An 11598-nucleotide genomic window follows, 5' to 3' on the forward strand; every position below is an offset into this window, starting at 1 on the left:
CTCAATTTCCGCCCAAGTGCGCGTACCCGTGCGGGGACCGGCGCCGCACGACGTATCTGGTGCCCGCGCCGGCGGCCTCGTCCGAACCGGGCGTCTCGGGGCTCAGCGGTCTTCGGTCGAGGACGATGCGATCAGGTCGAGCAGGCCGGGGAAACGGGCGTCGAGGTCGTCGACGCGCACCTCGCTGCGGCGCTCCAGGCCGTACTGGCGCTGCCGCAGGACGCCGGCCTCGCGCAGCGCTTTGAAGTGGTGGGTCAGCGACGACTTCGGCCGGTCGAAGCCGAACCAGCCGCAGGGATGGTCGAACTCCTCGCGCTCCAGGAGGAGCTTGCGGACGATGGCCAGTCGCAGCGGCCCGCTCAGCGCCCCGAACACCGTCTCCAGCCGGAGGTCTTCCACGGCGGGCTCCGCCAGGGGCTCGGGCAGGCAGGGCGGTTCCGGGAGCACCCGGATCGCCGGTCGCGTGTTCGATGCCATCTTCCGTCCCCTCGCTCGCTTGTACGAGTTTAATCGTACTGCATGCTAAGTTCGAGAAAAATCGTACTGCTTGACGAAGGGTCCCCCATGCCGAACGTCCGGACGATCGATGCGACCCGGAGCGCCCCGCAGGCGGATGCCTCCACCCGTCGGATCTGGCTCGCCGCCTGGCCCGTCACCGCCGTCTTCGTGCTGTCGAACGCGGCGACGCCGCTCTACGTGCTCTGGCAGCGCGACATCGGCTTCTCCAGGGGCACGCTCACTGTGATCTTCGCCTTCTACATCGTCGGGCTGCTCGGCTCGCTGCTGGTGTCCGGAGTGCTGTCGGACCGGCTCGGCCGCCGTCCCGTCCTTCTGCCGGCGCTCGTCCTCGCGCTGGTGGCCTGCGGCGTCTTCGCGACCGCCACCACGGTGGGCATGCTGATCGTCGCTCGGCTGCTGACCGGTATCGCGGTCGGCGCGACCGTCTCCGCGGGCATGGCCGCCGTCACCGACGTCGCCGGCCCCTCCCGCCGCCGCTTGGCCGCGCTGCTCGCCTCGTCCGCGATGGTCTTCGGCGCCGGTCTCGGGCCGTTCCTGGCCGGCGCCCTGTCCGAAGGCCTCCCAGCACCGACCACCACCGTGTTCGCGGTCGAGGCCGTCGTGCTGGCAACGGCGGGCCTGGCCGTGATGCGCCTGCCGAGGCCGCGTCCCTCCGTCCCCGCGACGAGGTCATGGGTCCGGGTGCCCGGCGTGCCTCGCGAAAGCGCGATGCGGCTCGCCCTGGGGATCGCGGTGTTCGCGCCCGGCATCACCGCGACGTCGTTCGTGCTGTCGCTCGGGCCGTCGCTGCTGTCCGGCCTGCTGGGCACCGACAACCGGATCGTCGCCGGAGGTACGGCATTCGTGATGTTCGCCGCCGCGACCGGCGTGCAGTTCGCCGTCCAGCGGCTGCCCCGGCGCACCATCCTCCTCGCGGGCGCGGCCGCCACGACCGCCTCGATGGCCGCGCTGGTCACCGCCGTGCACGGCTCGTCGGCGGCGGCGCTCGTCGCGTCGGCCGCCCTCGCCGGTGCCGGCCAGGGAATGGGGCAGCTCGGCGGTCTGTCGCTGCTCAACAGCGCCGTCCCGCCGTGCCGCCTTGCCGAGGCCAACGCCGCGTTCAACATCGGCGGCTACGTCCCCGCCGGGCTCCTCCCGGTCACCGCGGGCTACCTCAGCGACGCCGTCGGTCTGACCACCGGCGCCACCCTGTTCGCTGCGGCTCTCGCCGCGCTCGCCGTGATCGGTGGCCTCCTTGTGGCCGCCGGGCGACGGCACCTGGAGGGCTAGAACTGCGCTGGCAGGGCGCTGCGGTTGGAAGCCGCCCGCGGCGCGGCATGGTGTGCCGGGTCGCAGGGCGGCAACGGTGGGCGGGCGTTGCCCTCGAGACCGCGCAAGCCACTCCACACCCGACGCGCCCTTGGGGGAGTCAGCTCTCCTTGGTGGTGACGGTCACGGGGGCGTAGGCGAGTTTTTCGAGGGGCTCGCGGATCTGGGCGGCGTCGCCCACGGCGATGACGGTGAGGGCGTCGGGGTCGATGTGCTTGCGGTAGGCGCGGGCCACGCCGTCGGGGGTGGAGGCGCGGACCGCGGCCAGGTAGGCGCTCGGGTAGTCGGCGCCGAGGCCGTTGGCGGACACGTCGGCCAGTTCGGCGGCCACGGCGCGGGCGGTCTCGTACTCGGCGGGGGCGCGGTCGGCCAGGGCGCGGACGGACGAGCCGTGCTCCTCGGCGTCGATGCCGCGGGACACGATGCCGCGCAGTTCGGTGAGGGCGTCGGCGACCGCGTCGGCGGTGACCTCGGTGTGGACGGCGCCCTGGGCGATGAACAGGCCGCAGTGCCGCATGCGGAGCAGACCTGCGCGCATGCCGTAGGTGTAGCCCTTCTCCTCGCGCAGGACGGCGTTGAGGCGGGACGTGAGACCGCCGCCCAGGACGTGCGACGCGACCATCAGGGACGGCCAGTCGTGGTGGGAGCGGTCGGGGACGCCGTGGCCGAAGCTGAGGTAGGTCTGCACGGAGCCGGGACGGTCGACCACGACGATGCGGGCGGCGGACTCGGGCAGGATCCGGTCGGCGGTCGGGAGCGGCGCGGCGGAGCCCGCCCAGCCTTCCAGGGCGGCGCTGAGGGCGCCCTCGGCGTCGGTTCCCGCCAGGTCGCCCGCGACGACCGCGGTCGCCTCGGCGGGGACCACGGAACCGTAGAAGTCTCGGACGTGCGAGCCCTGCAGCGCGCCGACCGAGTCGGGGGTGCCGCCCGTCGGGCGGGAGGCCCGGGCCTGCTCCGGGAAGAGGACGGCCCGCAGTTCGCGCATGGCGCGCGTGCCGGGGTCGGCGTCCTCCTGCGCGATCTCCTCCAGGCGCTCGCGGACGAGGCGCCGGACGTCGGCGTCGTCGAGGGCCGGGCGGCGCACCACCGAGGAGAACAGGTCCAGGGCCGCGCCGAGCCGCGTGGTCGGGACGTCCAGCGCGATGCGCAGGGCGGTCAGGTCGGCGTGCGCGTAGAGGCTGGCGCCGAGCCGCTCGAACGCGGCGGTCAGCGCGGTGCCGCCGCCGGGCTCGGTGCCCTCCAGCAGGGCGCGGGAGACCAGCGTCGCGACGCCGTCGAGGCCGGACGGCTCGCGGCCCGCCCCCGCGTGCAGGACGAGGCGGACGGCGGCGAGCCGGCGGCCGGGCAGGTCGCAGCGCAGCGTCGCGGGGCCGGCCGGGACGCGGCCCGCGGTGCCGGCCGGGAACGCCCAGGCCGGGACGGGCCCGGGGACGGGACGGGGCTGCAGTGCAAGGCCGCTGCTCACGAGTTGCCTCCGTAGGTCAGGGCGGTGCGGGCGCCCGGGGCCAGCCAGCGGCCCGCCATCTCCTTGATCGCGTCACCGGTGACCGCGGCGGCGCGGCCGGGGGCGGTGAAGACCCGGGCCGGGTCGTCGAACTGCGTCGCGTTCTGCGACAGCGCGTTGGCGAGCCCCGTCACCGTCTCGGTCTGCTCCAGGAAGCCGCGCTCGGCCTGGGCGGTGGCGCGGGCCGTCTCGTCGGCGTCCGGGCCGTGCGCGGCGAACCGTCCGAGCTCCTCGTCCAGCACGGCCGCGATCTTCTCGGGCTCGGGGCCGACGGCGTCCACGATCGCCAGGGACTGGCCGGACGCGAGCCGCGTGACCCCGGCCCACACCTCGGTGGCGATCTGGTCGCGCCGCACCATCCGGTCGTAGAGGCGGGAGCCGGAGCCGCCGCCGAGGATCTCGACCGCGAGCTCGGCGGCCTCGATGTCGTCGCCGCCGTCGGTGGGGAGCGGGAACATCGCGAAGTAGGCGGGGGAGGGGACCTCCTCGTCGAGCGTCTCGCCGCGGACGCCGGTCAGCGGAGCGAGCGCGCCGGGGCGCGCGGCGGGCTGGGCCGGGCCGGCGGGCAGGCCGCCGAAGTAGCGCTCGACCGCCTCCAGGGTCTTCTCCGGGTCGACGTCGCCCACGACGGACAGGACGGCGTTGCCCGGCGCGTACCAGGTGGCGAAGAAGTCGGTGCAGTCGTCGAGGGTGGTGGCGTCCAGGTCGTCCATGGAGCCGATCGGGGTGTGCGCGTAGGGGTGGCCCTCCGGGAACATCAGCGCGCACAGGCGCTCGAACGCAGTCCCGTAGGGCTGGTTGTCGTAGCGCTGGCGCCGCTCGTTCTTCACCACGTCGCGCTGGTTGTCGAGGTTGGCCTGGGTCAGCGCGGCGGGGAGCGTGCCCATCCGGTCGGCCTCCAGCCAGAGCGCGAGCTCCAGGTGGCTGACCGGCACCGTCTCGTAGTAGTTCGTGCGCTCGAAGGACGTGCTGGCGTTGAACGCGGCACCGGCGCTCTCCAGCAGCGCCGCGTGCTCGCCCTCGGCGACGTTCGCCGAGCCCTGGAACATCAGGTGCTCGAAGAGGTGCGCGAGGCCGGTGCGGCCGGCCCGCTCGTGCCGCGAGCCCACCCCGTACCAGATGTTCACGGCGGCCAGTGGTACGACGTGGTCTTCGCAGACCACCACGCGCAGGCCATTGCCGAGCGTGTGCTCATGCAGCGGCTGTTCTGCCACGGAGCGCTCCCGTCCGTTCGATGGGCCGGACAGCACCGCGCGCGTCGGGAGGCGTCCCAGGCGGCGGGCTTGATCTCGGTCTCACCGTACCGGGTGCGCTCGGCGGGGGGAGCGCCGACGGAAACTGTGGATAACTCGCACCGACGAAAAGGTGCGAGGGCGGGCGAAGCGGGACGGGAGGCGGGGGATCAGGAGCGCGAGGCTCAGGGCGCCGCGGACTCGTGCGCCGCGATCGCGTCCTCCAGCGACCGGTGCAGGACGAAGATCTTGGTGAGCTGGGTGACGTGGAAGACGCGCCGCACCCGGTCGTTGACGCCCATGAACGACATCGACCCGTCCCGCGCCCGCAGCCGGTGGTAGATCCCGACGAGCACGCCGAGGCCCGTGGAGTCCAGGAAGGTCACCTCGCCGAGGTCGATGACCAGGTGCGCGCCGCCGTTGTCGATGATCTCGAGCAGGGCCTCGCGCAGGCGGGGGCTGGTGAAGACGTCGATCTCACCGCTGATCTTGACGACCGTGAGACCCTGCTCGACGCGATGCTCGACGGCGAAGTCCACCGGTGCTCCTCTCCGCCCCTCGACTCGTCCAACCCTGGAGAAGTTCTAGGGCCTCGTCGGGGGGAATTCCATTGTTACCCCGGTCGCGCGCTGTTACGCCCGTCGACCCGGTCGCGTCCTTCAGGGGGACCGGAAGAGGGCCCAGACGACCTTCCCCTGCGCGAGGGCGCGCCATCCCCACCGGACACTGAAGGACTCGACGAGGTGCAGGCCGCGTCCGGTTTCGGCGATGTAGTCGGGTTCCTTGCGGCGGGGGGCCGTCCGGCTCGCGTCCATGATCCCGCAGAGCAGCCAGGGCCCCTCGTGCCCGAGGCGCAGCCGGATGGCGGACGGCGCGGAGCCGAGCGGGTCGGCCGGGTCGCCGTACACGCCCTCGCGGTGCACGTCGTCGCCCGGCCGCCCGCCGGCCGTCTTCCCGCTGTGTCGCAGCGCGTTCGTGACGAGCTCGGAGACGACGAGGCCGACGTCGTCGACGAGCTCGGCCATGCTCCACTCGGCCAGCCTTGCGATCGCGAAGTGCCGGGCCTCGGTGACCGATTCCGGATCGGGCTCGACGATGAACGAGACGGTGGACCCCCGCAGTTCCGTCAGCGCCGTGACGGCTTTGTCCAGGCGGGGAGGCAGGTCGAACGCCTCCGGGACGGGCGTCGAGCGCCCAGCCTGGGCCCGTGGGTCGTCCGGCCCCGCGAGAGGGCCGAGCTCCCAACGCGTGTCGTCGTGCGCGTGGCGTGACGTCATTCCACCGGACCCCGCAGAGTGATCTCGTTGTGCAGCCGTGGCTCGGAAGTCTCGTGCGTTATCCTGCGCATCGTAGCGTGCGAATGCAAGGCCCAATGCACGTGCATCCGCGTCGCGAGGGTGTGGGCCGACGCGGATCGCATGCGGGAGATCGGAGGTAACCGCAGGACGCTGAGGCCAGTGGCACACTAGGTTCGCTGTCCGCCGAATAGCCGGGAGGTTGGGCGTGACTCCAGAGACGCCGGGAAGCGGGTCGACGGTCCGTCGGATCCTGCTCGGGTCGCAGCTTCGCCGTCTGCGCGAGCAGAAGGGCGTGACCCGTCAGGACGCCGGCTACGTCATCCGCGCGTCGGAGTCGAAGATCAGCCGTCTTGAGCTCGGCAGGGTCAGCTTCAAAGAACGAGACGTGGACGACCTGCTCACGTTGTACGGCGTCGGCGACAAGACGGAACGCGACGCGCTGCTACAGCTTGCGCGGGAGGCCAACACCCCCGGTTGGTGGCACCGGTACAACGACGTGTTGCCCGGCTGGTTCCAGACCTATGTGGGCCTGGAGGAGTCGGCGGCGTTGATCCGCACATATGAACTGCAGTTCGTCCCGGGACTGCTGCAGTCGGAGGGGTATGCGCGTGCGGTGATTCGCCTGGGCAACGCCGGGGCCGCCGAAAACGAGATCGACCAGCGCGTGGAGCTGCGCCTGCAGCGTCAGGAACGCCTCACGGGCGCGGAAGCGCCGCGCCTGTGGGCCGTGGTGGACGAGGGGGCGCTGCGGCGCCCCATCGGCGGACCGGAAGTGATGCGGGGCCAGTTCGAGCACCTCATCGAGATGTCGAAGCTGCCCAACGTCACCATCCAGGTCATGCCGTTCAGGTTCGGAGGCCACGCGGCCGAGGGGGGCGCCTTCACGATCCTGCGTTTTCCCGAACAGGATCTGCCGGACGTGGTTTACGTCGAGAACCTCACCGGCGCGATGTATCTGGACAAGCGCGACGACGTCGACACCTACCTCCAGGCGATGGAACGCCTGTGTGTCGACAGTGCGACCCCGGAGCGCACCGTCGAGCTTCTCGGTGATCTTCTCAGAGAGACATGATGCTCCAGACCGATTACGACAACGGGATACCGGCCGCCGAGCTCCTCGGAGCACGATGGCTGAAGTCCCGGCGAAGCAACTCCCAGGGGAACTGTGTGGAAATCGCCGAACTGCCCGGTGGGCAGGTGGCGATGCGCAACTCCCGCCATCCCGAGGGCCCGGCCCTCATCTACACCCGCCCCGAGATAGAAGCGCTCATCCTTGGAGCCAAGGACGGCGACTTCGACCATCTCATCGCCTCCCACAACTGATCCAGCAGCGGCCGGGTCGGCACCGGTGCACCCGAACGTCGACCCGACCGTCCGAACGAGACACAGGCCACCCCAGGCGCGAGGGTGGCCTTGTTCTGTGGGTCAGCCGCAGTTGCCGTAGGGGGCGGTACCGCCGTTGCCGCCGAAGCGGACGCACGCGCCGGGCGCGTTCACGTACACCGGCCCCGCGTACCAGGCGAACGAGCCGCTGTCGCTGATGGCGCCTCCGCCCTTCTTCTGGATCCAGGTGGAGACCGGCGACTTCGTGCCGACGTGCTTCGACTTGATGGTGACGGCGCAGTTGTACTTGGTCGAGTTGCTGTAGAGCAGGTAGGCGACGCCGCCGGACACGCCTATGGAGCGCAGCACGTAGTACCCGCTTCCCTTGCCGCCGCTGTTGCACGCGGACTGCGGCGTGTACTTGTTGGGCGGTTCCTTGGGAGGCGTCGAAGTGCCCCCGCCCCCGCCGGGGCCTCGCGTGGGGGTCGATCCACCGGGCTGCTGCGGCGAACCCGGCTTCGGGGACGCGCCGGGGCTCGCGGGGCTTCCGCTCTTTCCAGGCTTCGGCTGCCCGGGTCTGGTCGTCGTCGGGCTCTGGGGGCCGCCGGCCGCACCGTTCGCGGAGCCCGAGCCGCCCCCTGCGCCCTGGTTCTCGTCGGACGCCGACACAGACCGGCCCTTGTCGCCGCTCGGCCTTGTCGCGGCCCACGCGGCGCCGCCCGCGATGACCAACACGACCGCCACGGCCGCCGCCAGCGGTATGGCGAGGCGTCCGCGTCCCCTGCCGTCCGACCCGTGGTCGCTGGACGGCACCGGAGGAAGCGGTGGCGGCATCCCGGGGGCGCCGTGGACGTGGCCGCCCGGAGGCGGCGCGCCCTCGGCGAACGGACGCGGCTGCGGAGCCGTCCCATGCCCGACGCCGGAGGGGTCCGTGGCGTGCTCGGGGGGCGGCGCCGCACCGGCCATGGCGGACGGTGCGGCGTACGGGTCCGTCGAACCGCGCGGCGCCGACGCTTGCGTGGGAGCGGGGATCTCGGCGGGAAGCCCCGGGAAGGCCGGCAGAGGCGGAACGGAGGACACGGGCGAGGCCGCGCCGCTGGCCGCGCCGACCAGCCGCTCCTGGGCCTCGCGAGCGGTCGGGCGCTGCGCGGACTCCTTGGCCAGGCACGCGAGGACGAGTTCGCGCATCGGGCTCGGCAGGTCGCCCACATCAGGCTCGCCCGTCAGGATCCGCTGCATGACCGTGGCCATCTCGTCGTTGCCGAACGCGGGACGTCCCGTCGCGGCGAACGTCATGGTCGTGCCCCAGGCGAACATGTCGGCGGCCGGGCCGACCTGGTCGCCGGTGAAGTGCTCCGGGGCCATGTAAGCGGGAGTGCCGACGTTCTGCGTCTCACCGGCGGCGCCCAGCGCGCGCGCCACGCCGAAGTCGATGACGCGCGGGCCGTCCGGTCCCATCATGACGTTGCGCGGTTTGAAGTCGCGGTGCACGATCCCGGCCTGGTGGATCGCCGTGAGCGCGGTGAGGGTGCCCACCGCGAGCCGCTCCAGGGCGCCGCCCCTGCGCGGGCCTTCCGCCCGCACGAGGTGGAACAGCGACAGGCCGGGCACGTACTCGCTGACGATGTAGGGCTGGTTGCCCGCCACGTCGGCGTCCAGGACCTGCGCGGTGCAGAAGCGCGCGACGCGCTTGGCGACCTCCAGTTCGCGGACGAACCGGGCGCGGGCGGACTCGTCCCCCGCGAGCCTGCCGTGCAGCAGCTTGATCGCGACATGCTCGTCGGCGCGGACGGCTCCGGCTCCGCCTCGCGGACGCCCCAGGAAGACGGCGCCCTGCCCGCCTTCGCCGAGGCGGCCCAGGATCTCGTACCCCCCGAGCTCGTCCGGGTCCCCCGACTTCAGCGGATGGGCATCCGGCATCGTCCTGTCCGTCACGCCACTCTCTCCCCGTCGTTCCGCCTCGTCCCAGGACCGTTCCGCAAGACTATGGCCAACGAGGGTATGCGCTCGGCAAAGCGGATGATCAGGCGGTGGTGGCCGCGGCCACCTAATGGGACTATAGTCCGGTTGTATATCAGGGGAGGAGGCGACGATGGACCGTCGCCCGGCCGGTACGAGGCGCGTCGATCTGGAGTTGATGCGGACCCCGCCGCCCAAGGAGCGCGCCGACGCGGCACGCAACCGCGCGAAGGTGCTGGACGCCGCCGCCGCGCTCTTCGCCCGGCACGGGGTGGAGGCGGTCTCGATGGACGCCGTCGCCGCCGAGGCGGGCGTCGGCAAGGGCACGCTCTTCCGCCGGTTCGGCGACAAGGCGGGCCTCGCCGTGGCGCTCCTGAACGAACGCGAACGCGGGCTCCAGGACGCGATCCTGTCCGGTCCGCCTCCGCTGGGCCCGGGTGAGGACGGCGCGGTCGTGCCGCCGTCCGAGCGGCTGCACGCCTTCGCCAACGCCTACCTGAACTACGCGCTCGACCATCTGTCGCTGGTGCGCATGTCCGAGACCGCTTCGCCGGGGGCGCGGTACCGGATCGGCGCCTACGGCTTCTGGCACCGGCACCTGACGATCCTGCTCGACCAGCGCGGTGACGCCGTCCCGGACGGCGAGGCGGCCGCGCACGCGCTCCTGGCCGTCCTCGGCGCGGAGCACCTCACCGCGATGGTGGAGAGCGTGGGCCGGGAACGCACCCGCGCCACCGTCCACAAGTTCTTCGACCTCGCCCGCGCCTAGTCCGGCACGGCCCGCGCTTGGCCGGACGTGGAGCGGGCCCGGTATGGCGCAGAAAGCACGAAAGCCCCCGCGGATGCGGGGGCTTTCACATGCCTGACCGGAGGTGCGGCCGGGCTGGGAGTGTCAGGCCGGGTCGGGTGTCCGCCGACGGCGGCGGGTGTCCGCCCGGCCCGCCGCGTTGCCCGGTGGACCCTCCGGGGCATGGTTGCGTTCCAACTGCGCGGCGACCGCGAGGGCGCGGAGCGACGTGGTTCTCACCTGTTTGCGCTCACCGGTGGAACGGGTGCGGGGAATGCTGCTCGGCACGGTTCACCTCCATAGGTCACTGACATGGGTGCCACCCGGCTGGCGGGCTCTCGCACGGTAGTTGCAACCGCAAGATCCTTCCGGCTATTCCGAGTGATCGTTCCGTTTAGCGGGCGACCGGATCCGGCCCCGCACCAAGGGACTCGTGGCGGCTATCTAGGTTGTATATCTAACTAGATTGCCGTACGGTTTAGCTCGCTGGGCCAACTAGCCAGAGGGAGCGAACCATGAAGATCACGCCTGACGCCGCGGCCGGCCCCGGCCGCCCGCCGGCGCGTGGCGGGCGATGACCGCCGTGCCCGCCGACCGCCGCGCCAGCTGGCTCAAGGGCGTCCTCGACCTGCTGGTCCTCGCCAGCCTGACCGGGGGCGAGAGCTACGGCTACGAGATCGCCAAGACGCTCGCCGACGCGGGCCTCGGGCAGATCAAGGGCGGGACCCTGTATCCCGTCCTCAACCGCCTGGAAGAGGCCGGGCTGGTCTCGGCGGAGTTCCGCGCCGCCGACCGCGGCCCCGGCCGCCGCTACTACCACCTCACCGACGTGGGCCGCGTGACTCTCGCCGAGCAGAGCGGCCTGTGGCTCGACTTCGACGAGTCCGTGCGAACCATGCTCACCGAGGGAGCAGGACGATGACGAACCCCTACTTCGACGATCTGGCGGAGCGGCTGCGCGCCCGCGGCCTCCCCGAGGACGAGGTGTCCCGCACCGTCGACGACCTCGCCGCCTTCGTGGCCGAGTCCGGCACCGACCCCGTGCAGGAGTTCGGCACGCCCGAGGCGTTCGCCCCCCAGGTCGCCCCGGACGAGGCGCGGGCGGACGTCCGCACCGGCCCCGTCCCGCCGGACGAGGCCGGGACCTGGAAGTGGAGGGCCGACGCCTTCCACGAGCGCGAGGTACTCAACCGCTACGGCGAGGAGGGCTGGGAGGTGGAACGGGTCGACAACACGGGCCGCTTCGTCAGCCACCGCGACCCGGACGACCCGCAGCGCTGGGAGTACCGCCGCGAAACCGTCCTGCCGGGCCGCCGCAACGCCGTCATCGGCCGTCTCGCGCCGGACGGCTGGGAGCCCTGCGGCACCTGGGTCTGCTTCGAGTACTTCAAGCGGCCCAAGGCGGCCTCCCTCGGCCCCGAGGCGGAACTCCACGCCGTCCCCGGGACGCCGTCGGGCCGCAATTTCTGGAGCAGGCGCTTCTACACCTTCGTCGCCGGCTACGGCCTCTTCATCGCCGCCGTCTGCGGCGCCTGGATCGCCTTCGCCCCGGACGGCTCGGGCACCGGCCTCCTCATCGGCCTCCTCCTGGGCGCCCTGATCGTCATGGGCCTGATCGCGGGCCGCGTCTGGCTCGACCGCAGCCGCGCCTCCTGACGAGCCCCGCCG

The 11598-nt window shown here is 72.3% G+C and carries 12 protein-coding genes; 6 read left to right on the plus strand and 6 right to left on the minus strand.

The genetic code is table 11. From position 1 onward, the window contains the following. Positions 1-102 precede the first annotated feature (102 nt). Positions 103-477 carry a helix-turn-helix domain-containing protein gene (locus AB0H37_RS20930; protein WP_360614501.1) on the minus strand — a complete coding sequence of 125 codons (375 nt, stop codon included), beginning with the start codon at positions 475-477 and terminating at the stop codon, positions 103-105. An 87-nt stretch (positions 478-564) separates the two neighbouring features. Here AB0H37_RS20930 and AB0H37_RS20935 point away from each other — a divergent pair, with 87 nt between their 5' ends. Next, positions 565-1788 carry an MFS transporter gene (locus tag AB0H37_RS20935; RefSeq protein WP_360614503.1) on the plus strand — a complete coding sequence of 408 codons (1224 nt, stop codon included), beginning with the start codon at positions 565-567 and terminating at the stop codon, positions 1786-1788. 139 nt (positions 1789-1927) lie between these two features. On the opposite strand, the gene AB0H37_RS20940 is transcribed toward AB0H37_RS20935, so the two are convergent. The 4 genes from AB0H37_RS20940 to AB0H37_RS20955 all read right to left on the minus strand — a co-directional run bounded on the left by AB0H37_RS20940 (position 1928) and on the right by AB0H37_RS20955 (position 5840). Beyond that, positions 1928-3292 carry a pitrilysin family protein gene (locus AB0H37_RS20940; RefSeq protein WP_360614505.1) on the minus strand — a complete coding sequence of 455 codons (1365 nt, stop codon included), beginning with the start codon at positions 3290-3292 and terminating at the stop codon, positions 1928-1930. Further along, entirely contained in the window at positions 3289-4545 is a 1257-nt protein-coding gene (locus AB0H37_RS20945; protein ID WP_179832525.1) for a pitrilysin family protein, read from the minus strand. Before AB0H37_RS20945 ends, AB0H37_RS20940 begins: the two co-directional genes overlap by 4 nt. A 203-nt stretch (positions 4546-4748) precedes the next feature. Next, positions 4749-5102 (minus strand): STAS domain-containing protein, encoded by a 354-nt coding sequence (locus AB0H37_RS20950; RefSeq protein WP_179832526.1) that lies wholly within the window; start codon positions 5100-5102, stop codon positions 4749-4751. Positions 5103-5222: 120 nt separating this feature from the next. Further along, a complete protein-coding gene (locus AB0H37_RS20955) occupies positions 5223-5840 on the minus strand; it encodes an ATP-binding protein (protein ID WP_360614507.1) in 618 nt (205 codons plus the stop codon). Between the two features lie 226 nt (positions 5841-6066). Between AB0H37_RS20955 and AB0H37_RS20960 the strand changes: the two genes are divergently transcribed. Next, positions 6067-6933 (plus strand): Scr1 family TA system antitoxin-like transcriptional regulator, encoded by an 867-nt coding sequence (locus tag AB0H37_RS20960; protein ID WP_179832528.1) that lies wholly within the window; start codon positions 6067-6069, stop codon positions 6931-6933. After that, positions 6933-7184, plus strand: a complete 252-nt coding sequence (locus tag AB0H37_RS20965; protein ID WP_179832529.1) for a DUF397 domain-containing protein — start codon at positions 6933-6935, stop codon at positions 7182-7184. Before AB0H37_RS20960 ends, AB0H37_RS20965 begins: the two co-directional genes overlap by 1 nt. 102 nt (positions 7185-7286) lie before the next feature. Here AB0H37_RS20965 and AB0H37_RS20970 read toward each other — a convergent pair whose 3' ends face one another. Then, complete coding sequence (locus AB0H37_RS20970) at positions 7287-9119, minus strand: serine/threonine-protein kinase (protein WP_329095232.1); 1833 nt, start codon at positions 9117-9119, stop codon at positions 7287-7289. Positions 9120-9276: 157 nt separating this feature from the next. On the opposite strand from AB0H37_RS20970, the gene AB0H37_RS20975 reads away from it, so the two are divergent. From AB0H37_RS20975 to AB0H37_RS20985, 3 genes are all read left to right on the plus strand, one after another. Next, positions 9277-9912: a helix-turn-helix domain-containing protein gene (locus AB0H37_RS20975; RefSeq protein ID WP_360614510.1), complete on the plus strand. Its 636-nt coding sequence runs from the start codon at positions 9277-9279 to the stop codon at positions 9910-9912. A 592-nt stretch (positions 9913-10504) separates the two neighbouring features. Then, positions 10505-10852 carry a PadR family transcriptional regulator gene (locus AB0H37_RS20980; RefSeq protein ID WP_179832532.1) on the plus strand — a complete coding sequence of 116 codons (348 nt, stop codon included), beginning with the start codon at positions 10505-10507 and terminating at the stop codon, positions 10850-10852. Beyond that, on the plus strand, positions 10849-11586 hold the full coding sequence (locus AB0H37_RS20985) for a hypothetical protein (RefSeq protein WP_329095229.1): 738 nt from the start codon (positions 10849-10851) through the stop codon (positions 11584-11586). Before AB0H37_RS20980 ends, AB0H37_RS20985 begins: the two co-directional genes overlap by 4 nt. The last annotated feature ends 12 nt before the right edge of the window (positions 11587-11598 follow it).

This window comes from Actinomadura sp. NPDC023710 (assembly GCF_040639875.1).
In the GTDB taxonomy this organism is placed as follows: Bacteria; Actinomycetota; Actinomycetes; order Streptosporangiales; family Streptosporangiaceae; genus Spirillospora; species Spirillospora citrea.

Coding starts and splice junctions, on each gene's coding strand:
- AB0H37_RS20965 (WP_179832529.1), top strand. CDS start 6,933: ATGCTCCAGACCGATTACGACAACGGGATACCGGCCGCCGAGCTCCTC.
- AB0H37_RS20980 (WP_179832532.1), top strand. CDS start 10,505: ATGACCGCCGTGCCCGCCGACCGCCGCGCCAGCTGGCTCAAGGGCGTC.
- AB0H37_RS20975 (WP_360614510.1), top strand. CDS start 9,277: ATGGACCGTCGCCCGGCCGGTACGAGGCGCGTCGATCTGGAGTTGATG.
- AB0H37_RS20985 (WP_329095229.1), top strand. CDS start 10,849: ATGACGAACCCCTACTTCGACGATCTGGCGGAGCGGCTGCGCGCCCGC.
- AB0H37_RS20930 (WP_360614501.1), bottom strand. CDS start 477: ATGGCATCGAACACGCGACCGGCGATCCGGGTGCTCCCGGAACCGCCC.
- AB0H37_RS20955 (WP_360614507.1), bottom strand. CDS start 5,840: ATGACGTCACGCCACGCGCACGACGACACGCGTTGGGAGCTCGGCCCT.
- AB0H37_RS20935 (WP_360614503.1), top strand. CDS start 565: ATGCCGAACGTCCGGACGATCGATGCGACCCGGAGCGCCCCGCAGGCG.